Annotated in this window: 18 protein-coding genes and 1 pseudogene; 11 read left to right on the forward strand and 8 right to left on the reverse strand. The window is 51.7% G+C overall.

Annotated features, from left to right (window positions below; all coding sequences use genetic code 11):
- Positions 1-291 precede the first annotated feature (291 nt).
- The 5 genes from ACRRSD_RS08115 to ACRRSD_RS08135 all read left to right on the forward strand — a co-directional run bounded on the left by ACRRSD_RS08115 (position 292) and on the right by ACRRSD_RS08135 (position 6,829).
- Positions 292-1,542, forward strand: coding sequence for a ribonucleotide-diphosphate reductase subunit beta (locus ACRRSD_RS08115; RefSeq protein ID WP_435037734.1), 1,251 nt, complete (start codon positions 292-294; stop codon positions 1,540-1,542).
- Positions 1,543-2,124: 582 nt separating this feature from the next.
- Positions 2,125-3,753, forward strand: a complete 1,629-nt coding sequence (locus tag ACRRSD_RS08120) for an ATP-binding protein (protein ID WP_435037735.1) — start codon at positions 2,125-2,127, stop codon at positions 3,751-3,753.
- 1 nt (position 3,754) lies between these two features.
- On the forward strand, positions 3,755-4,579 hold the full coding sequence (locus ACRRSD_RS08125) for an HNH endonuclease (protein ID WP_435037736.1): 825 nt from the start codon (positions 3,755-3,757) through the stop codon (positions 4,577-4,579).
- Positions 4,572-6,392: a DEAD/DEAH box helicase gene (locus tag ACRRSD_RS08130; protein ID WP_435037737.1), complete on the forward strand. Its 1,821-nt coding sequence runs from the start codon at positions 4,572-4,574 to the stop codon at positions 6,390-6,392. The genes ACRRSD_RS08125 and ACRRSD_RS08130 overlap by 8 nt, the downstream gene beginning before the upstream one ends.
- Positions 6,389-6,829, forward strand: coding sequence for an EcoRII N-terminal effector-binding domain-containing protein (locus ACRRSD_RS08135; protein WP_435037738.1), 441 nt, complete (start codon positions 6,389-6,391; stop codon positions 6,827-6,829). Before ACRRSD_RS08130 ends, ACRRSD_RS08135 begins: the two co-directional genes overlap by 4 nt.
- A 144-nt stretch (positions 6,830-6,973) precedes the next feature.
- Here the strand turns inward: ACRRSD_RS08135 and ACRRSD_RS08140 are convergent, their stop codons facing one another.
- The 3 genes from ACRRSD_RS08140 to dcm all read right to left on the reverse strand — a co-directional run bounded on the left by ACRRSD_RS08140 (position 6,974) and on the right by dcm (position 10,204).
- Positions 6,974-8,170, reverse strand: coding sequence for a type II restriction endonuclease (locus ACRRSD_RS08140; protein WP_435037739.1), 1,197 nt, complete (start codon positions 8,168-8,170; stop codon positions 6,974-6,976).
- 96 nt (positions 8,171-8,266) lie between these two features.
- Complete coding sequence (locus ACRRSD_RS08145) at positions 8,267-8,722, reverse strand: very short patch repair endonuclease (RefSeq protein ID WP_435037740.1); 456 nt, start codon at positions 8,720-8,722, stop codon at positions 8,267-8,269.
- A 63-nt stretch (positions 8,723-8,785) separates the two neighbouring features.
- Positions 8,786-10,204, reverse strand: a complete 1,419-nt coding sequence (gene dcm, locus ACRRSD_RS08150; protein WP_435037741.1) for a DNA (cytosine-5-)-methyltransferase — start codon at positions 10,202-10,204, stop codon at positions 8,786-8,788.
- Positions 10,205-10,778: 574 nt separating this feature from the next.
- Between dcm and ACRRSD_RS08155 the strand changes: the two genes are divergently transcribed.
- The gene (locus ACRRSD_RS08155) at positions 10,779-11,288 is read left to right on the forward strand and encodes a BRO-N domain-containing protein (RefSeq protein ID WP_435037742.1); all 510 of its coding nucleotides are present in this window, start codon (positions 10,779-10,781) and stop codon (positions 11,286-11,288) included.
- A 276-nt stretch (positions 11,289-11,564) separates the two neighbouring features.
- The gene (locus ACRRSD_RS08160; protein ID WP_435037743.1) at positions 11,565-12,551 is read left to right on the forward strand and encodes a hypothetical protein; all 987 of its coding nucleotides are present in this window, start codon (positions 11,565-11,567) and stop codon (positions 12,549-12,551) included.
- A gap of 3 nt (positions 12,552-12,554) precedes the next feature.
- On the opposite strand, the gene ACRRSD_RS08165 is transcribed toward ACRRSD_RS08160, so the two are convergent.
- The 3 genes from ACRRSD_RS08165 to ACRRSD_RS08175 all read right to left on the reverse strand — a co-directional run bounded on the left by ACRRSD_RS08165 (position 12,555) and on the right by ACRRSD_RS08175 (position 15,399).
- On the reverse strand, positions 12,555-13,703 hold the full coding sequence (locus ACRRSD_RS08165) for a hypothetical protein (RefSeq protein WP_435037744.1): 1,149 nt from the start codon (positions 13,701-13,703) through the stop codon (positions 12,555-12,557).
- 83 nt (positions 13,704-13,786) lie between these two features.
- Positions 13,787-14,506 (reverse strand): DUF6933 domain-containing protein, encoded by a 720-nt coding sequence (locus ACRRSD_RS08170; RefSeq protein WP_435037745.1) that lies wholly within the window; start codon positions 14,504-14,506, stop codon positions 13,787-13,789.
- Positions 14,507-14,583: 77 nt separating this feature from the next.
- Positions 14,584-15,399, reverse strand: a complete 816-nt coding sequence (locus ACRRSD_RS08175) for a sulfite exporter TauE/SafE family protein (RefSeq protein ID WP_435037746.1) — start codon at positions 15,397-15,399, stop codon at positions 14,584-14,586.
- A 111-nt stretch (positions 15,400-15,510) separates the two neighbouring features.
- Here ACRRSD_RS08175 and ACRRSD_RS08180 point away from each other — a divergent pair, with 111 nt between their 5' ends.
- Together ACRRSD_RS08180 and ACRRSD_RS08185 are read left to right on the forward strand one after the other, a co-directional pair.
- Complete coding sequence (locus tag ACRRSD_RS08180) at positions 15,511-16,278, forward strand: AraC family transcriptional regulator (RefSeq protein ID WP_435037747.1); 768 nt, start codon at positions 15,511-15,513, stop codon at positions 16,276-16,278.
- Between the two features lie 93 nt (positions 16,279-16,371).
- A complete protein-coding gene (locus tag ACRRSD_RS08185; RefSeq protein WP_435037748.1) occupies positions 16,372-16,680 on the forward strand; it encodes an XRE family transcriptional regulator in 309 nt (102 codons plus the stop codon).
- A 75-nt stretch (positions 16,681-16,755) separates the two neighbouring features.
- Here ACRRSD_RS08185 and ACRRSD_RS08190 read toward each other — a convergent pair whose 3' ends face one another.
- A complete protein-coding gene (locus ACRRSD_RS08190; protein ID WP_435037749.1) occupies positions 16,756-18,264 on the reverse strand; it encodes an amidase family protein in 1,509 nt (502 codons plus the stop codon).
- A gap of 227 nt (positions 18,265-18,491) precedes the next feature.
- Positions 18,492-19,547: an MBL fold metallo-hydrolase gene (locus tag ACRRSD_RS08195; RefSeq protein WP_435037750.1), complete on the reverse strand. Its 1,056-nt coding sequence runs from the start codon at positions 19,545-19,547 to the stop codon at positions 18,492-18,494.
- Positions 19,548-19,762: 215 nt separating this feature from the next.
- Between ACRRSD_RS08195 and ACRRSD_RS08200 the strand changes: the two genes are divergently transcribed.
- A complete protein-coding gene (locus ACRRSD_RS08200; protein WP_435037751.1) occupies positions 19,763-20,371 on the forward strand; it encodes a TetR/AcrR family transcriptional regulator in 609 nt (202 codons plus the stop codon).
- Positions 20,372-20,938: 567 nt separating this feature from the next.
- Positions 20,939-21,622 (forward strand): annotated as a pseudogene (locus ACRRSD_RS08205) (PAS domain-containing protein); the annotation flags it as partial.
- Between the last annotated feature and the right edge of the window lie 78 nt (positions 21,623-21,700).

A 21,700-nucleotide genomic window follows, 5' to 3' on the forward strand; every position in this document is an offset into this window, starting at 1 on the left:
CTCCATGCGCGGATTCGCCTCAGCACAGCCGTGTTTTTTTCCCTATAATGCCGCCCCATACGGGTCAGCAATATTCCCTTACAGGGAGCAAAAGCCATTCTGAAGCCCTGCAGCAGCGTTCAACGCTGATTGCGCCCATCAGAGGCTCTCGGAACCCGTCAAAATTTCTGTTTATTTGCCTGCGTGCATCGCTGCAAAAAACGACATCCAACGCGGTCTGTACGACCGTGTGAAAAACCAACCAATCAGGTTTCACACGGGCACAGGCCCTCACGCAGGAGACGACACGTCATGCTGAGCTGGGACGAATTCGACAAAGAAGACAGTGAAGTAGCAGCAGTGAAAGGCGCCAACGCCGGCCACGCTACTGAAGCCAACATGGACCGCCTCGACAACGCCGGCGGCGCCGCAGCGCTGGAAGCCCGCGCCGTGACCGCCGACGACTCCGCCGCTGTCGCCCGCGCCAAGGCTGCACTGAACTCCCTCGACGTCGCCGAAGGCCTCGCCGAACTCGAAGGCGCCTCCGCCCGTGTCGCCGTTGACGAAAAGCGCATGATCAACTGCCGCGCCGACCTCAACCAACTCGTGCCATTCAAGTACGACTGGGCCTGGCAGAAGTATCTGGACGGTTGCGCAAACCACTGGATGCCGCAAGAAGTCAACATGACCGCCGACATCGCCCTCTGGAAAGACCCGGAAGGCCTGACCGACGACGAGCGCCGCATCGTCATGCGCAACCTCGGCTTCTTCTCCACCGCCGACTCCCTGGTTGCCAACAACCTGGTCCTGGCCGTGTACCGCCTGATCACCAACCCGGAATGCCGCCAGTACATCCTGCGCCAGGCTTTCGAAGAGGCGATCCACACCCACGCCTACCAGTACTGCATCGAATCGCTGGCCATGGATGAAGGCGAGATCTTCAACATGTACCACGAGATCCCATCGGTCGCTAAAAAGGCAGCCTGGGGCCTCAAATACACCCGCTCGATCTCCGATCCGAAGTTCGAAACCGGCACCCCGGACACCGACAAAGAACTGCTGCGCAACCTGATCGCCTACTACTGCGTTCTGGAAGGCATCTTCTTCTACTGCGGCTTCACCCAAATCCTCTCCATGGGCCGCCGCAACAAAATGACCGGCGTCGCCGAGCAGTTCCAATACATCCTGCGCGACGAATCCATGCACCTGAACTTCGGCATCGACGTGATCAACCAGATCAAAATCGAAAACCCACACCTGTGGGATGCCGAAATGAAGGAAGAAGCGACCCAGATGATTCTGCAGGGTACGCAGCTGGAGATCGAATACGCACGTGACACCATGCCTCGCGGCGTACTGGGCATGAATGCGGCGATGATGGAGGACTATCTGAAGTTCATCGCTAACCGTCGTTTGAGCCAGATTGGTTTGAAGGAAGAGTACCCAGGGACGACTAACCCGTTCCCTTGGATGAGCGAGATTATGGACTTGAAGAAAGAGAAGAATTTCTTTGAGACGAGAGTTATTGAGTATCAGACTGGTGGGGCGTTGAGCTGGGATTGATTCCTGAGCCGTGACTAGCAACCTAAATAGCAAATTGAATATCAAAAAAGCCCTGAACAATGTTCAGGGCTTTTTTGCTTTTAATATCTCAGTCCCAATTACTCTATGCGAAGCAATACACCCGAGATCCACGCCTTAGCAACCGAACTCCAAAAACCCACTAAAATCCGCTGATACGAATCTAATATTTGGAAACCAAAGCTTAATCAAATTATCAACAGCGACGCTGGTGCTGCATAAGCAGCCGAAACTATTCCACATTTGAATACCCAGAATCTAGCCAAACCAAAACTGGACTACTCAATCACCCTATCTCGCTACCGCTAAAGCTAAATACCCCCTCACGTTAGTAGGGATCGTCCAAGAGTTGACAATAATTACCAATGTAGAAATTTTTTCTCAATGAGAAATCGATTGCGAATAACCCTCCCGAAGAAGAGTTCGCATGATGGCCAAAAGACATTTATGATCGAGTGAACCACCCGTGGAAAGCCCCTAGCCGAACGGAAGGAGTCGAGCCATGACGTCAACGAACAATGGAAGGATTTCAATTTGGACCACCTCATGAACGAACCCGTTACCATGAACGACCTCATCAATGAGCCAGATGCTAAACGGCTCATCTTCGGTCTCCGCGATACCGGCTACAACGTTAAGACTGCTGCAGCAGACATAATCGATAACTCGATTGCAGCTAACGCTGATCAGATCAATATCCAAATTGAATTACGCACTGACGGTAGTAAGCGCGTCTATTTCGGCGACAACGGCGAGGGGATGGATGCTTTAGGTGTTCATGGGGCTCTCCGCTATGGAGCCACTGAGCGTGAAAACCTCGAGAGCTTAGGAAAATTCGGCTTGGGGCTAAAAACCGCGTCGAGTTCAGTGTGTCTCAAATACTCACTTATCTCGCGTAAAAATCCAGAAGATGAGCTCGTAAAGCTGGCTTGGGACCTAGAACATGTCGCGGACGAAAAAAAGTGGGAAATGCTTCGTGAGCCGGTTACATCAGATGAATTAGAAATATTTGATGAGCTATGCGGCGACAAAGGAACGCTCTTGATTTGGGAGAAATGCGACAGACTATTGACCAAAACGTATGAGCCTGGTGGTACCCGAGAGAAAAAGGCTATTGATAGGCTTTCTGATAGCCTTGCCAAACACTTCTCACTTGTTTACCACCGTTTCTTGGACAAAAGCGATGCTCGCGAGCGCAACATCGAAATCCTTATCAACCAGATACCCGTTCAGGCATGGAATCCGTTCTACCCTGCACGATCCGAGCAGGTTCTCACCGAAAAGCAGCAGAGTCTTCTGTTAGAACTCCCAGACGGAACGGAGGAAAAGGCTAATATCCGTGCATGGATTCTTCCGCACAAGAACGACATGACGGACAAAGAAAATGAAGATTGCGCACGTATCACCAACCGCTCCCAAGGGTTCTATATCTATCGGGAAGGACGTTTAATCCAAGATGGTGGCTGGATGGAGGTTTTAGGAGTAATAGAGCCACATAGCTCACTATTCCGCATTGAGTTCGACTTTGGCCATGAGTTGGATGAGGTCTTCCATATAGACGTGAAGAAGTCCCGAATTCTCTTTCATCCGGACTTGGCGGCCTTCCTAAAGCAAATGCTTACCCCTTATCACCGCGAAGCAAAGTTACGTTATCGCAGAAAGAATCGTGAGTATGTGAATACTCAATCGATCGATCACACCTCTGCCAACAAAAACATCGCAGATACAGGAAATGCTGAAAAGCCACAAGTAGACTCGGTTGATCAAAATACACAATCTGCAATTGTCTCAAATAATATGGGGCAAAAAATCAAATTAAAGGTTCCAATACAAAGTCATGTAAACGCTGATACGGTTTTTGTTGAGGCCGTGGAGGAGATTACCTCCGGGGAACTTTGGCAACCAGCACTTCGCAGCACTGGTGACAGCAATCATGCTCCTGCAGTTCTTCTCAATAAACATCATGATTTCTATCTAAAAATCTATCAACGCGCAGCTGCAAACGGCTATGCCGTAGAGGGTATGGATCTGCTCTTGTGGGCATTTTCTGTTGCGGAACAGAACAACACAAATGAAGAGCTGGAGCCTATCTTCGAAGATATTCGAACTGAAATATCCAACAACCTCCGAAAATTACTGCGCAAAGTTCCTGACCCAGAGCCGACCGATTTGTCTGATAGTGAAGAAGATTGAAATGATCGCTGAAAAACAGGAGTTAATTCTGCAAGAACTGCAGGAAGGAACCGGGGCTGCAATTTCGGTTGCAGTTAATCGCAGTGGTCTTCGAACCGGGCTCCGAATCTGGTTTGGTGACTTGGACGAGGGACATGGTCCGACTGCTGAACTTCGCCCTTTTGGATTAAAGGGGCACCGCGTGGATCTAACATTCGGTAACTTTTCCGGAGAGATTCTTCAGCAGATTAAACAAGCCTCGGACGAGGATGTTCAGCTTGCCCGGGCCTTAGTGACGTCAATTCGAAAAAATGTGGAACTAGATATTCTTGGAGGGTCACCTGAAAAATGGAATGTTTCGGATGGTGCATTCCAGATAACCGCGAAGATCCGTGATTTAGAATATCCAAATGAGGATACTGCGGTAGTCACCACGTGCCGAGAAGTTATAGTGCCAATGATGGCCGCAATGGCCGAGCTCATAGGATATGACGTTGTTGAAGAGAAGATTAGCGAGGATACTCCTGTTTTCGAAGGCGCCATCCTGCAATCAGTCATAAAAAGAAGAGAAAGAAATCCAAGAAATAGGCTTTTATGTATACGAATTCACGGGGAGCGATGTGTGGCGTGCTCCCTAGACCTGAAGAAAAAATACGGTGTTGCTGGATCAACTATTGAAGTCCACCACCTCGAGCCATTAGCATCACTAGAAAAACCACACGCCTATAACCCCTTAACTGATTTGGTACCGCTTTGCCCAAACTGCCATCGCGCTGTACATACAAGGCGCCCGACCCCGATTACCATTGATGAACTTCGTAAACTCATGGACTTAGATCGTGGATAATATTGTCAACTTACCTGAAAATTTTGATGACCTAAAGGCGAAATTACCAGCCGGCTATAGCATTTCAGAACGAATCATTGATCCCGTCATCATAATTGACAAAAATGATGAGCGGATAGTTTCACGGCTAGCTGGTATTCGTTTACAAAAAGGCGTCAAAAATATTTACGTATCATCGAGTTGTCGTCATGCATGGGTATTGGATGGTAGAACTTTTCGGCCACTTCCACTTGATATAGCTCGGCTATTTGTTGAGACCCTAAATGGAGCAGATCCTGATAACTTATCTTATAGTGAAGCGATTAGACTATTGCGTGATGAATCTTCTACCCTGCGCGCCGAACCCAGCGAACGTTTTCTCATAGCTGGCCAACTTGCTGCAAATGACCTCCCCGGTACCATTGTCATCCCAGGTCTCACTGCAACACTGTTTCCTTATCAAGCACGCGGCGTCCGTTGGATGTGGGAAACCATCAACCACACCGGAGGAGTAATTCTCGCTGATGAGATGGGCCTCGGAAAAACTCTTCAGATCATTGCACTGTTATTGATTTCCCCGCCAAAAAAAGAAGCTCCAGCTCTTGTTGCATGCCCAACCAGCTTAATAGCTAACTGGGTAAGAGAGTTTTCGCGCTTTGCCACCAATTTAACAGTAATGGTGCATCGTGGCCCCGACAGAGCAGGAATACCTCGCGAACTTCAAAAAACCAATATTGTAATCGCAACTTACGACACGATTGTCAACGACATTTCGATATTTTCATCTTTCGAATGGTCTTGGGTAATCTGCGACGAAGCGCAAGCGATTAAAAATCCCGATTCAAACCGTCGTCGAGCTATGGTAGAAATTCCACGGCGTAGAGTCATACCGATGACTGGGACCCCTGTGGAAAATAGTTTGCTTGATCTATGGTCACTGACTGACTTCGCCATCCCAGGTATACTTGGCTCCCGCAGTGATTTCGAACATGCTTATTCCGACACTATCGAATCTGCACATGCGATTAGGACCTTCACAGATCCAGTGATTCTCAAACGCAGAGTAGCGGATGTTGCTGGCGATTTACCTGAGAGGATAGACATTGATGTACCTCTTGAATTAGACCCCCAGCTTACTGATCGTTACTTACAAGTGCGAAACATAGCTCTCGCCAAGTATCCTGTTGCAGGGGCTTTAGTTGCAACGCTTCAGCTACAACTAGTTTGCGCCCATCCATGGTTAAGTTGCATTGTTGAAAGCGACATCACCGGGGAAACCGCGCAAATAGTACCTAAAGACGCCTTCCCGTTAATAACCACAAAAATGGAGCGCGCGGTAACACTTCTAAAAGAGGCGTTCTATAATAAGAAAAAAGTGATCGTATTCGCCCTTTTTAATCAGGTCGGAGATCTACTGAGGAGGGCCCTTCCTAATTATCCGGATATCTACTGGGGCGCGATTAATGGCTCGACCCCTCCAAACGAGCGTCAAGCAATAATTGACGACTTTTCCAGACATCCTGGCCCTGGATGCTTAGTGCTAAATCCTCGAGCCGCAGGAGCTGGACTAAATATCACTGCTGCCACTGTGGTTATCCATTTCACCCCTGTCTGGAACCCAGCACTAGAGGCTCAAGCAAGTGCAAGAGCACATCGCCGAGGTCAAACTCAGCCGGTTACTATTTATCGACTTTTTTATAAAGACACCGTGGAAGAAGTAATGATTGATCGCTCTTCTTGGAAGAGTGAGTTGGCAAACGAAATCATACCAATTTCGTCACGATATGAGACCGACTTAAAACGGGCCCTTGAAATTACACCGAGAAAAATATGAAAAAAACTTCTTTCAGAAAAATCCTGAGTGCCAACGATGTAGGTGCAACCGGTGGTCATCAAGGAGGAATACTTATTCCAAAATCCGAACGTGAACTACTAGAGTTCCTCCCACAACTTGACCCAGCCATTAAGAACCCTGACGCATGGATCGAATGTCTAGACGAAGTGGATATAGTGCGAAAGCTACGATTTATTTACTACAACAACCGCTTGCACGATGATGGTGGTACTCGAAACGAATATCGAATTACTTATTTAACTAAATATTTTCGAGAGGTGGATGCACGCGAAGGAGATACTTTCGAGATCTCAAAAGTTCTCAATGAGCAACATTACACCATCCGAATAATCCACACTTCAAAAACACGCGACGAAACGCAAGAAGAGCACGTATCACGGATTAAGATCACTTACAACTGGCATAAAGCTTATTAAATTCGAAGAGCTCAGGCTAGACTTAACTGATGTCTTGGAAAACCTCAACATCTGCTATGGCTTAACCTTATAAAATAGCCCCACTTACAAAACCCAGGACATCAACCCCTTCCAAAACACAATTTTCTGATAAGTAGAAAAAAATCAAAATTCAGTTAAAAGCGCCTCACAGATATCAAGATAACTTTCAAAATCCAAAACCCAGCGCTGCTGGTTTAATGTATATGTAGCCTTCAAGGCACGCGGTACGACCAACTGCAATCCGTGCGCCTTCATCTCATTTGTTTGATGTGGGCTGATAGCAGGCTCAAGCGTTAACAGATGCTTTGATTTAATACGCGCCGCTTCCACAAGCACCTGCCTCCAGCGATCTTTACAAGTAGATTTAGCGGCCAGCATAATAAGCTTACTGTCCGGATAATCAAAATCAGAATATTCGTTTTGCCCAGGAAAGACAAAATCAACTGTTGAGCGATTTTCGGTAACCACTTGCCGTCCAAATGGAAGCTTTCTAGCAGAAAAAATCTCCGCCAAATGGTGTTCTAGCGCATAACCTATACGCGACTTCCTTCTATTCTGAACACTCAATGAAAATTTAATAAAATGATCAACACTTTCAAAACCTATGTCCAACTGCCTCTGTACAATCTGTCGTTCCAGTGTACGAAAAAGCATTTCCTCGTGTTCAATCCATGCCATCAGAGCCGCATCAGGTTCGACTATAGGTGAGAATGAGTCAGGACAAGTTTGACGGGCGAAATTGCTAAAAAGCATAGTATTAGGAAAAACGCCGCCAAACTGGCCTACAATCCTATCCAACCAATTTTCATCATCACGCCTAACTTCAACTCCTAGCTCCTCGAGAATCGTCGCCTCTGCGATGCTGATCCTACGATCGTCAACTTCATCAAGACTAAACCCCCTTGCAGGAAGATCACTTATCCCGAATAACCATCTAACTTGTCGTTCCATTGTTGATTGCGGCGGAGTAAATATAACCAACAACGATCGATCGGACTTGAGGGCTACAACACAAAAATCGCCTTGTTTCATACGCTCGGAAACAATATTCGTTTTATAGTACAACCGAAACTCGGAGCTTCTATGCTTTTGCTCTAGCCTAGTATCATACCAAGTTAAATCACAGTTAACCCTTGCAGAAAAATCAGTCTCATCATCCAAGTACAGAAGCGTGCTTTTATAAGGAATTTTCTTATCTTTCGGATCTCCCAAAATGGAAGTAAAATTATTTGAGCCAATTTCATGCTGCTTACCCACATCGACTTTTGTCAAATATTTCGCACCAACATCAGTAAAATATTTCCTTAAATTCTGCTTCAACACGCGCCCCCTAAAAAATGCGAGTATTTATTAACTACAACTACGAAAAACATCTATTTTATTTTTCAAAATTTATTTTATTTTATTCATCGCTGACTACCTCACTCTCGGAAGTGAGCTTGGCCAAACCATAACTCCCACACCGGATCGAATCAGATGAATAATTTCATCCAATCGATCAGGAAAATGTTTTAATCCACACTCCCAAATTGTAATAACTCTCCATCCTGCATTTTCCAATTGAATAACATGACGTTTATCTCTTTCAACATTACTGGAAAGCTTATCATTCCAAAAACCAGATCTTGTTTTAGGCAATGTTGAATATACGCAATCAAAATGTCTATGCCAAAAACATCCATGCACAAAAATTACGAGTTTATAACCCGGAAGTACTATATCCGGCTTACCCGGAAGACCTTTTCCATGAAGCCTGAATCGGTACCCCATCCCGTGCAAATAACGACGAACCACCAATTCAGGCTTTGTATTCTTTCCTTTAATACCAGCCATCATCTTTGAACGGGTGGCGGTGTCTACTACATCAGCCAATTTACGCCCCCCATTCTTTTTCGAAATAGTTATTTGTCGAGCATAATCGCTCTAATTTTTACACTACGACTGACTTTTCTTAGAAAAATCGATTTTTGATTTCGCCTCCAAAATTCGACTTTTCATCAAACGTGCAACTGCTTCAAAAACAGGAACGGCAACCGAATTACCAAACTGACGATAGGCTTGGGTATCTGATACAGGAATTACAAATTTGCTTTCCCCAGGCTTGTCGAACCCCATCAGGCGCGAGCACTCATGTGGAGTCAGTCGGCGCGGGCGATTGAGCTGATTCAAGTCACTGTTGAAGTCCAAGGTGTCCACGAACCCACGATCAACCAAGATTTCCGAGCCATCCTTGTGATATCTCGCCGAAAGCGTACGAGCAACGTCGTTTGGACGAGTCAAACCAAAGCCAAAACCATTGCCCTTTTCGCGATGTTTCTCGGCATATCGATAGAGGTAGTCCCAGAGCTTCGGAGTAAGGATGTATTTTTCGTCCACATCCTTATCAAGCAGATCACCGAAGCTAGGTCGGTGCTTCGGTATGAGCTTACTGATGTCGCTAAGAGTGAATCCTTGGTGAACATTCAAGTCACGACGGAAACCGACCAGCACAATTCGTTCACGATGCTGAGGGACAAAATGCTTAGCATCAATGACCTTAGGATCTGAGCCTTTCGGTGCATTAACGTCTGCAACCTCATAACCTAATTCATCCAGCGCTTCGCAAATGATCCGGAACGTATTGCCTTTGTCATGGCTTTTGAGGTTTTTCACGTTTTCAAGCAAAAACGCAGCCGGCCGTTTTGCAGCAATAATTCGTGCCACGTCAAAAAATAGCGTGCCTTGAGTCTCACACTCAAAACCATGTTTACGCCCCAAGGAGTTCTTCTTGGAAACACCTGCTAGCGAGAACGGCTGGCACGGGAAACCTGCCAACAGGACGTCGTGATCGGGAATTTCTCGATCAATGTTCTTGTACGCTTCTTCGTCGCTGATTTCGGGTTTGTCTGAAAGCGTGACCGAGCGGATATCGAGATTGAAGCGGTGACGAACTGGATCGCAAAAGTGATTCGCTTTGTAGGTTTTGACCGCGTACTTGTTCCATTCGGATGTGAACAGACACTCGCCGCCGATAGCTTCAAATCCTTTTCTGATGCCGCCGATACCAGCAAAGAGGTCAATAAAGGAGAATGACGGTTTATGATTCAAACGTTTAGGCAGAAGATCCTTGAGGCGAGTGAACTCAATGTGGGAAAGCTTCGGCGAGGCCTTGCCCTTGATCCATCGATTGATGGTTTCACGGCACCAGTGACTCGGGCTCACATCGTTGAGAATTTCGGCTAACTGCCCTTGGTCGTAGATCTCCAGCAGCTTGTGCAGTAACGCAAGGTCGGTAACAGGATGGGGTTCAGGCTCATACGAATCCGAGGTCGTTTCGCTCAAAAATTCAAAAGATGCTGTTTCAAAAAGATTCATGAGCCGGAAATTCCTCTGGGTCAAAGCTGTGACGAATGGTCACCATTCTAGCCCTGAAAACTTCAAAATACATGAAATTTCCCGTATTCCATCAGATCAGTCATGGCTACACGGATTGGGAGAACTGTAAAGAACAACGGCGACCAGATACTGGATATAAATACAGCATAATTTACTCCGCGCCATTGTCCAGAATTCGTTTCGCATCCTGAACGGTAGGAAAAGTCGCTAGTTGACGATGATCCCTGATAACCCTACCCTCAGCTCCGAGCCTAAGAAACTCTACAAACCAGAGCGGTTCTCCGCACCCGACAGTCATGCGGCTTTTTTTCGTCTGCGGTTTCTCTACGCCTGCGAAAAATCCCGTTATGTCGGGAGTGGGCGAATACAAGACCCGAAAGGGGAATATGTCCGGCCCGTCTCTGGTGGGTTTCTTAGCTCCCGACACCCTAACGAATGCCCTAAGAAAGCAGCCAGAGGTAAATGGAAATGCCTGACTATCCAACCTTCATGACGAAGGTGAATCACTGTACCCGCCGTTCGAATCCCGTGCTTCCAGGTCAGGAGGCATACCATGTCTGAACCACTTCTCCCGACTCGTTTCACCCGTAACAAAACGCATCTGCACGCCCTTCTGGTTGAGAACCAAGCGTGGTTCTGTGTCCATGAACTGGGCCGGTTGATGGGTAAACATCTTGATGAGCGCCAATTGCGTAAACTCGACGCCGATCAGCAGCAGATGATGCGCGTGGAGACCTATGGCGAAGCTGAGGACCACATGATGGTGAGTGAGTCGGGTGTGTATGCACTGCTGATCTATCACTACTGTCCTGAGCATCGGCAGCTTCGTGAGTGGCTGACGCATCAGGTTGTGCCTGCTCTGCGTGATGCTCGTACGGCGCGCTCGATTGAGCGGCCGACGTTGAGTGTTTTGAGCTGGCCGCAAATGTCGCTGAGTACGTTGCACTGGCAGGATGAGCCGTGGATTCGGTTGCGGGATATGCCTTGTTTGTTGGCGAATGATCCGTTTAATCGTCATGAGTCCTGGTGGCGTAAGGCTTCACGATTGTTACGTGGAGGCTGATGGTTTCAGAATCCGCTGTTTGAGTTTTCAAGCGGCGGTTTTTTTGTGGCCAAAAGTCCTTGGGGCAGCTTCGCTGCCCATCGGGGATAAATCCCCTCACCACAATTGAAACGTGTTGCTGCCGAGCGGGTGGCTGGATTCGGTATTGTGTTGGTACCGAGAATCGCCAGCAGGCTAGCTCCCACAGATTCCGCATCATCCTGAAAACAATCAGTGCAACCCGCGCCGCCTCCCGCTATTAATACCCCTCCCCCACTCAAGGACCCGAGCCCCACCATGAAATTCGATCTCGCCTACTGCCTCAGCCTCGACGACAAGTTGTCGATCTATGACGTTCGCGATCTCAATTTCGATGAGACGGTGGCGTTTGACTCGGCGAAGGAACACTTCCAGTGCCCCAACGATGCCTGTCGTTCGGCGTTCGAGGCTTCCAATGAGTTGGGCACGTTCAACGCCAAGAATGTGAATTACGTGCGCACGCCGCACTTCAAGAATCTGCCCACGACGCAGCATGTGGCGGGTTGTCCGTATGTGAGTTTGAAGGCTTCAGCGTCTGGTGTTGAGACGGCGGATGGCGAGGCGGATGACGGTCGTGAGGAACACTTCCCATCAGAGTTGTTGCTGACCCGCCGTGAGTATGTGCGCAAGCCTGTCGCGCCAGCGGGGGTGGCGGATGTGTTGCGCGATGACCCGGTGCGGGTGGCGGCGGACAGTGGTAAAGAGTCAGCGAGTCGTGAGTCGGCGCCGGATAAGACCAGTGTGTTTGCGCATCCGGTGGAGTGTTTTGTTTCGAACTTCGGGGACAAGGAGTTACTCAAGCGGATGCCGTTGAAGGTCGGTGAGCATACGGCGCCGTACAGTTCGTTCTTCAAGAAGGTTGAGTATCTGACGGACAACAAGGGGCTGATTTACTGGGGGCGGATCAAGAAGATCGAGGACTTCCACAGTGCCAGTTTTCGTATCGATTTCGAGGATAAGGTCTGGTTTAAGAAGCCCGAGGACAGTAAGAAGAAGCCTTATCCAGTCAGTGTTTATCTGAATAAGAAGCTGATCGACAACTACCGCAAGCGCAAGGCGTTTCTGGAGGAGATCAAGCATGCGGTGGATAGCGACAAGGCGTTGTTCTGTTTCTTCTATGGGGTGACGCCGGAGTTGAAGCAGGTGCCCGGCAAGAAGAACCCCGAAAAGCCTTTCGAGGTCTTCAATGCCAATATCGAGAACCTGGATCACTTCATCATTCGTGAAGCGCCGGGTCTGGAGTGACCGTTAGCCTTGGGGCAGTTGCAGGTTGACGGCGCCGGGGTGTTGTTTGACGAGGGAGTACGGCAGGATCGACCACTCTGGTTCATCGCAACCACGTTGAACGCGCGGGAAGTACGGTCCCAGGTAAATGCCCTTGGCAGTGAAGTGCCAATTCAAAATACTCCAGACATTTTCATCGGTGTAATCACAGCTGTCCTCATCACCGTCGGCTGGCTTCTTCATTTCGCTGGGATACAGCGTTGTGAATTGTTTGATCAGCCACGGCGCCAACACATCGCTCTGATTGCTGGCGCTTACTCCAGTCGAAGTATTCTCGCGCTCGCCAACCCACAACACGTCTTGCAGCTTCATGTCTTGGCCGGTGTGAACATTGAGGTTTATGGGTGAGTTACTGACATCGGGGTGAGCGCCCCCACAGTCATACCCGGTATTGATATTCAGACTGACCACGTCCGGCGACAGGAACGTGGGCGCGACACTCTGATACTGCTCGGCATTTTCGCCACCCTGCAGCATGCAGGCGTGGTAGCTAATGACCTCTCGCCAAAGTCGCTCAAGCAATAGCTGATTGATGCGTAGTTGATCTTGCGCCGGGTAGCCGGACGCGACGCTGAACAACGAAATTTTCGATTCCGGTTCGACCCACCACTGCAGGTTATAACCCATGAAGCTTTCTGTTTTCGCGGGCTTGAGCTTGAGTCCCTGTAAACGCAGATACTCGTAGGGTTCGCTCTTCGGCAGTGTGGCAATGAAAGGCAAAGTCGTTGATGTCGGCGCTGGAAGTTTGGCTTCGGCAAGTTTCATCGGTAACTTCTTGCCCTGCGGACTTTGCCATTCGCCCTGCCAGCCATCAGCAGTGTGTTTCAATTTCAGCGTCGGCAGCGGCTTGTCGTCGCCGTAGCGATTGTTACCCTCGGTCAGGGTCAGTGTGCTGTCCTGCAACGCCCCGCTGAGAGGCAAATCGCGATGATATTTCTCGTAGAAATACCGCCCAGTCACTTCATCCGGCTGTGTGGTATTCAGCTCCACGACAATCGGTGTCTTACCCAGCGTACCCGTAAATACGCGCCGCCCATCTTCGGCATAGGCAGTGGAAATCAGTGTGAACAGCGCCGCGACATATGGCGCCAAGCGCATCAGTCCCTTGAGCATGAATCAATCCTTGAAGGAGTCGGAGGTCGCGTCGGCACACAGGCGCCGGCGCTGAAAAATACGCTGCGGATTATGGCGGCGGCTTAACTATTAGAGTTTTCTTGCTCGTACTTTTTAAGCCAGGCCTCGTGCTCGAGGGCTGCTATTTCCCGAGCCATTTGTTGGCGACGTTCCTTGGCAGTATGAAGCTGGACGTCATCGAGAAAGCAGTAGTGACGCAGCCAGTGAAGCGCCATTTCCTCATCCGGAAAGTAGTAGGACTTGGCGCCCTTGCTGTTCCTGGGCGTGTCATTCATTTGCTCGTCGAATACCATCGCGGTAATTTCATCCGGTGGCAAAGACCCCGTATGGGCGACCTTGTCCTGGAAAATCCATGCAATCTCATCAATGTGTTTTTGCGCGCTGCGATGACTACGCCGATAGAACCGTTGATGCTCACAAGTCTGTTTCAGCCGCGCCAACATCAACTCCGGGTTAAGCCACTGCCCGAGGTCATGATGATGGGCGTTGATCACTATCCCCTTGACCCAACGATCCACAAATCGATCAACAAAGTCTTCTGTGTCAGCCTTTTTCGCATCAGCGAAAATCAGGCAATAGCGGGTCTGGACGTGAATGACCAGCAACACATGCTTGCGTTGTACCGTTATCGCGTGCACCAGCCACTGCTCGTCAGCGCCGTTCGACTCATCATCTTCAATGATGGAGGACGGCGGATTAGCGTCCACCGGCGTAATCTTTTTGCCTTTGTGAACACGGCTGAAAAACTTGCTGGCGGCTTCGGTGCAATTGAAGATCAACATCCTGGTTCTCTGGTAGTTGCTGGAGTATGGCGCTCAATTACCGATTTTGATTTCTTCCGCTGTAACCTGGCAATGGTTCATTTAAGCGAAATGCACAGCAGCACGATAATCAGCAAACCAATATAAACCCAAGCATGCAGCCGATCCGGTATCCGCCCGACCCATGGCGCGGCCAAGCGAATCCCGATGAGCGAGCCGACCGTCAGCACCGCAAATGCCAGCAAATCCACATACCCGACAAACCACGCGCCCAACTCAGCCTGACTGAACCCGGCCAACGCCATGTACGTCAGCGTCCCGGCCAATGCCACCGGCACACTCAACGGGTTGGCCATGGACGTTGCTTGCGACATGCTCAGTCCACACCGACGCAACAACGGCACAGTCATGACGCTGCCTCCTACACCGAGAAACGTCGCAATGGCGCCGATGCCTACACCGCCTGCGGAAGTTTCCGTAGCGCCAAGTCGGCGTGGGATGACGTCTGCGTTCTGAGTGAGGAAGCCGCGCCTCAGCAGGCAATCGACAATGGTCACGCCGAGGTAGCCGATGAACGCGTAACGAATCACTTCGCCGCTGACCCACACCGCGGCTATTGCGCCGACGACCGCACCCACGCCGATGAACCCGCCCAAAGGCCACAGGTAATGACGGATGAGATTGCCGGCGCGTCGGTGTTTGTCGGTGGCGATCAGGGCGTTGACGATCATCACGCAGGTCGAAGTGGCGACGGCGATGTGCATCGCCGATTGGCCGATCGGGTCGTTGGCGCCGTGGCTGGCGGTGAGCATGCGATACAGCAGCGGCACGACAACGAAGCCGCCGCCGAAGCCGAACAGGACGGCGGTGATGCCAGTCAGGCAGCCGAAGAGGGTCAGCAGTAAATAGAACATGTCAGGCGTCCGGTCGGGGAAAGCAGTCGACGATAGAGCGATGTGGCTTGGCCTGCTTCAGCAAGTCAGCCAATAATGTTTGCGTTTACGCCAACCACGGGGAAACGCCTGATGCGCAATGTTTCGATCAATCTGCTGGATGACACGCCGCGCGCGGTGGTGGCGATCGGTACGGATTATTCCCACGGTCACCGGCTGCCCTTTCACACGCATCGGCGGGCGCAGTTGCTGTACGGCGCGACTGGTGTGATGCAAGTAAGCACCCATGACGGCAACTGGGTGGTGCCGCCGCAGCGGGCGGTGTGGATTCCACCGGGGGTGGCGCATGAGGTGTTGATGCTTGGGGTCAGCACTCGCAGCTTGTACATCGAACCCGGCGCAGTGGATTTGGGCGAGCACTGCCAGGTGATCAGTGTGTCGCCGTTGATGCGGCATTTGCTGATGGAGGCCGTGGAGTTACCGCTGACCTATGACTTGGTCGGCCGCGACGGTGTGTTGATTGATTTGTTGCTGCATGAACTGACGCGCAGTGCGCCGCTGCCGTTGCACATTCCGCTACCGACTGACGGAAAGCTCCTGTCTCTGTGTCAGACCTTTCTGCATCAGCCGTACGCCCATCAATCTCCACAGCAGTGGGCCGAGCAGTTACACATAAGCTTGCGCACCTTCAACAGGATGTTTCGGCAACAGACCGGATTGAGCTTCAGGCAATGGCGGCAGCAGGCCTGCGTGGTTCTGGCGCTGGCACGACTGGCCTCGGGTGAGGCGGTGACGCGCATCGCGCTGGACTTCGGTTATGAGAGCCCGGCGGCGTTCTCGACAATGTTCCGGCGGATCCTCGGGCAGGCACCGTCCGTCTGGTTGGAGGCGGCGAATTAGCGCAAATCAAAAAATGCGTTTGATCCCGGCCGAAAACAACTGTACAAAAACACAGTACATTTTCAATCAGCACTCTTGAGCCCGGAGCACACCATGGCCTCTCTTGCGATGAACCACATCCTCGAACGCATTGCCCTTTTCCAGTTCACCCCAACGCACTGCGTCCAGGCCCGAGCGATGCTGGGCTGGAGCGCGGAACAGCTCTCGCGGGAGGCTGAGGTTTCGGTTGAAGACATTCAACGCTTTGAAGCGCAGCAGGATGTCGCGGATGCGGCGCGACTGGCGTTGGCTTACCGGTTCGAGGCGCAGGGGCTGGTGTTCTTTCCCGGGTTTGCGCCGGGGCGCTCGGTGAGCGTGGCTCGGCAATCGGCAGGGCATGCGGATTTTGCGATGATTGATTAAACGCTGTGCCTGCGACGAATTTCTCAAGGCAAAAACGGCATCGTCCCGGAAGAGCGATGCCGCTTTTGTCAGCCGTTATTTGAACGCCGGATGCTGCAGGTGCTGCGATTCCTGTTCATAGCTGTAAGCCATGGCCAGCAATTGCGGTTCACTCCAGCGCGGACCAAAAAAGAACACGGAAGTCGGCAACCCATCGCCGTTCATACCCGATGGCAGAGTAATCGCGGGATAGCTCGCGACAGCAGCAGAAAACTGTGAGAAACCGTCGTCTTCGGAAACCAAAGCATCGAGATTGTGCTCACGCAGTTGCTCGTCGATGGCCTCCTTGAAGGCCGCGTTAAGGGCCTCAATGATTACCGTTGCTTCCTGATGTGTGGTCGACAGCGCATTGATTGCTTCCAGCATCGATTGACCGTAGCCATCATGGCCGGGATTTAGCGTGTTGAAGTCGATCAGTTCCTGCAACGACTGGACTGGCAGTCCGGTTCGACTGGCGAGATATTCGGGCAGCTCATGTTTCATGCCACCCATCAACCCCGTGAAGTAGTCCCCCATGTCGGGCAAGCGCATCGTCAGAGGAACAAGCGTCGCGCCCAGCTCTTGCATCGTGGCCATCGCCATCAGGAACTCAAAACTCGGCGTCAACCTCGCGCCATGGGAGCCTGTATACGCGATCGGGTAACCGATGCGTTTACCGTTCAAGGCATCGTTGGCGAGCAGCGCGGTGTAATCAATGCCCTGAGGCGCTCCCGCTGTGGCGGCATCAGCAGAATCCATGCCTTGCAGCACGTTGAACATCAGCGCGGCATCGCGAACGGAGCGGGTCAATGTGCCGGGTGTATCTTGCAGGCGCGTGATTGGCACGATACCGGACCGACTGAACAATCCCAGCGTCGGTTTGACCCCGACCACACCGTTGGCCGTGGCCGGGCAAGTAATCGAACCATTGGTTTCGGTGCCGATGGACAGCGGCGCGAAACCCGCTGCAACGGCAACCGCCGAACCCGAGCTGGAACCACAGACGCCCTCACTCAGTACATGAGGGTTTTTACTCTGACCGCCTCGGCCGCTCCAGCCATGGGGCAGTTCCATGTCACGCACATAAGCCCATTCGCTCATATTGGTTTTGCCCAAGACGATCGCCCCAGCCTCACGCAGTTGTTCAACGATGAAGGCATCCCTGCTCGCAGGCTGACCCACCATCGCCAAAGAGCCCGCGCTGGTTTGCAGCATGTCCGCCGTATCGATGCTGTCTTTGAGCAGCACCGGAATGCCGTGCAGCGGGCCACGGATCTGGCCTTGCGCGCGCTCCTGATCAAGAGCCGTGGCGATTTCAACGGCTTGCGGGTTCAACTCGATAACTGCATTGAGCGTTGGGACTTGTTTGTCCAGGCTGGCCATTCGCTCAGTCAAATGCTCGACCAAGGCGACGGCGGTCAACTCATTGTCGGCCATCAGTTTGCCAAGCTCACTGACGCTTGCGTACTCCAGGGCATCGGCCGCGACGGCAGCGTTTATCACGGCCATCGGCAAAACGATGGCCAGCGCCAGTTGATTCAAGCGGTGTTTAAAGCGGTGTTTCATATTTATCGTCCTTGTTTAGGCTATGCACGGGTGAGTCATTCACTCGCGACACAGCCTACCGAGGACGTAGGAAAGAGCTGTCGGCAAAACAGACCGCATACAGTAGGAAAAGTCATCCTGACTTGTAGCCACTACAAAGGTAAGCGGATTTTTCCGACACAAATAATCGCTAATTCATATAGTTAAACGGCCCATCCGCATCAGGACTCGCCCGGCGGAATGAGCCATCAGGCCTCCTGCACCACCGCCTCACTCTCCCCTTCAACCGCCAACCACCACGCCTCCCCGCGTTGCGGTTGAGCGATGTTAAACGCCTGCCCCATCTGCGGCGTGGTAATGGAAATACTGCGTTCCCACGCCAGTGCCAGAATCCGGTCGAACGGTTCGTGCCAGGCGTGCATCGCCAAGTCGAAGGTGCCGTTGTGGATCGGGAAGAGCCAGCGGCCCTTGAGGTCGATGTGCGCTTGCAGGGTTTCTTCGGGCTGCATGTGCACGTGCGGCCATTCGACGTTGTAGGCGCCGGTTTCCATCAGGGTCAGGTCGAACGGGCCGTATTGTTCACCGATGCGTTTGAAGCCGTCGAAGTAGCCACTGTCGCCGCTGAAGAAAATCCGTGTGTCGCCGTCGATCATCACCCAGGACGCCCACAGGGAGCTGTTGCCATCGAACAGGCCACGGCCGGAAAAGTGCTGAGACGGTGTAGCGACGAAACGGATGCCGGCAATCTCTGCGCCCTGCCACCAATCGTACTGACGGACTTTACTGGCATCGATACCCCATTTGATCAGCGTGTCGCCGACGCCCAGCGGGGTCAGGAACAGGTTGGTCTTGGCGGCCAGTCTGAGCACGGCCTGGTAATCGAGGTGGTCGTAATGGTTGTGCGACAGGATCACCGCTTCGATCGGCGGCAACTGGTCGATGCTGATCGGTGGCTGGTGGAAACGTTTCGGCCCGGCCCACTGCACCGGCGATGCGCGCTCGGCGAAGACCGGGTCGGTGATGAAGAATTTGTCGCGCAGTTTCAGCAGCAAGGTCGAGTGACCGAGGCGATAGACGCTATGGTTGGGCGCTGCCAGCAACGCTTCCCGGGTCAACGCTTGCACTGGAATAGGCGCTGCGGGCCGGGTGTTGCGCGGTTTGTGGAAAATCATGTTCCACATGATCCGCAGCATTTTGCGCACACCTTCGCGTTGCACGGGTGCGTGGTTGCGAAACAGCCCCTGATGCTGCCGCGAGGCTTCAGGCGTGGATGTGTGATCCGGGATCGAAACTGGATTGGCCATGACTGAATGACTCCAGAAAAACCGCGCAATTCGCGGTTTTTCCACGATGGGACGATAAATGGCCAAAGCTGCACGCATAGGCCGAACTTCTGTCTTTTAGGTTGCGAGGATTAACGCAACATTACACTGAGCGGTGTAGTTTCTAGGTTGCATCAAAGTGGATGACAAGTAAACTGCCGAGTGTAATTTCATTTTTTCTCTGCCGAAGCGTACTTATGACAGCTCCACAGCGCCTCACCGACCGTAAACGCGAAGCCATTATTCAGGCGGCGATTGCCGAATTCCGTGCCAACGGTTTCGAAGTCACCAGCATGGACAAAATCGCGGCCACCGCCGGTGTTTCCAAGCGCACGGTGTACAACCATTTCCCCAGCAAAGAAGAGCTGTTCGCCGAAATTCTCAACCAGTTGTGGGCACGAATCAGCGCCGAGCAATCGGTCGTCTATAACCGCGATCAGCCTCTACGTGAGCAGTTGCGGCAAATGCTTCAGGCCAAAGTGCAGTTGATGGCCGACGAAAACTTTCTGACCCTGGCCCGAGTGGCAATTGCTGCGACCATTCATTCGCCGGAGCGCGCGCAGAATATGGTGGAGCGAATGGGCGAACGCGAGGAAGGCCTGACCGTGTGGATTCGCGCCGCGCAGGCGGACGGGAGGCTGAAAGCCGTCGATCCGGAATTCGCCGCACATCAAGTACAAGGTTTGCTCAAAACGTTTGGCTTCTGGCCGCAGATGTCGATGGGCCGCGCAGCCCTTGATATCGAGATGCAGAACACCGTCGCCGAATCGGCACTGGAAATGTTTCTCGCCTGCTATCAACGTTAATCCGCCCTCCTCTGTAACCAGCTCTGCATGACCTGCCAGTTGCCGCGGCTCGAGGGCTTGAGGCTTGATGGAGCGTTGGGTCAAGCATTGAATTCATGTTGTCATCCACAGGTGCCAGAGTTGCGAGTGGGCCTTAGTATCGGTTTGGCGCGTTATCAATCCTTGTACAAGGATGCCATCGACTGGCTGGACAATGCCGATAAAGCGCTCTACCCGCTAAACGCAAGGGCCTCAACACCATCATCATTGCCTTGACCAGGACCGCGGCGGACAACGCCGAAGGCCAAAAAGTTATACAAAATTACAAACAATTACTTTCTTGTACAACTTTATGAAGTTTTGTATAAGTAGCCATCTGCCAGCTATGGAATGCTGGCATTGAGCAGTCATTGCCGAATGCCGTCCGCGCATTCGGTCTGCCGGCGCGGAAATAGGGACTGAATCCTCGATCCTCCCCACTTCCTGAGTACTGCGAACATGTTCTTCAATCGCCACAAAACCGTCGTCGACGATCTTCAGCGCACCCTCACCGAACAAGCCGGCCTGCTCGATGCGATCAATCGCTCAATGGCGGTAATCGAGTTCGACCTCGATGGCGTGGTGCTGCGTGCCAATGACAACTTTCTCAAGACCATGGGTTACACCGCCGAACAAGCCATTGGCCAGCCTCACCGGCGCTTCTGCACGTCGGAGTTCGGGCGCAGTGCTCAATACACTGAGTTGTGGTCACGCCTGAAAAACGGCGAGTTCAAATCCGGTACGTTTGAACGGGTCGACAGCAAGGGCCAGCCGATCTGGCTGGAAGCCAGTTACAACCCGATCAAGGATGCCTCGGGTCGTGTGGTGAAAGTGGTCAAGTACGCCATGGACGTGACCGCCAAGGTGCAGCAGGAAAGTGAAGCCAACGCCAAGTTGCAGGCGATTGACCGGGCTATGGCGGTCATCGAATTCAACCTCGACGGAAGTATTCTCACGGCCAATCAGAATTTTCTGACGCGCATGGGTTACACCCTCGCCGAGCTGAAAGGTAAACATCACCGTTTGTTCTGCACGCCGGAACTGGTCAACAGCAGCGCCTATCAGGATTTCTGGCGGCGTTTGAATCAGGGCGAGCTTTTCCAGGGTCAGTTCGAACGTGTGGATAAACGCGGGCAAACCGTGTGGCTTGAGGCCAACTACAACCCGGTTTACGACGCCGCCGGGCGCTTGTGCAAAGTGGTGAAGTTCGCTTCTGATGTGACCGCCCGCGTCGAGCAACACGAGCAGGACGCGCGCAGTGCCAGCGCGGCTTATCACATCTCGGTGGCGACGCGGAAAGTCGCCGAGCAA

The organism is Pseudomonas neuropathica, assembly GCF_051174785.1.
Lineage (GTDB): Bacteria > Pseudomonadota > Gammaproteobacteria > Pseudomonadales > Pseudomonadaceae > Aquipseudomonas > Aquipseudomonas neuropathica_A.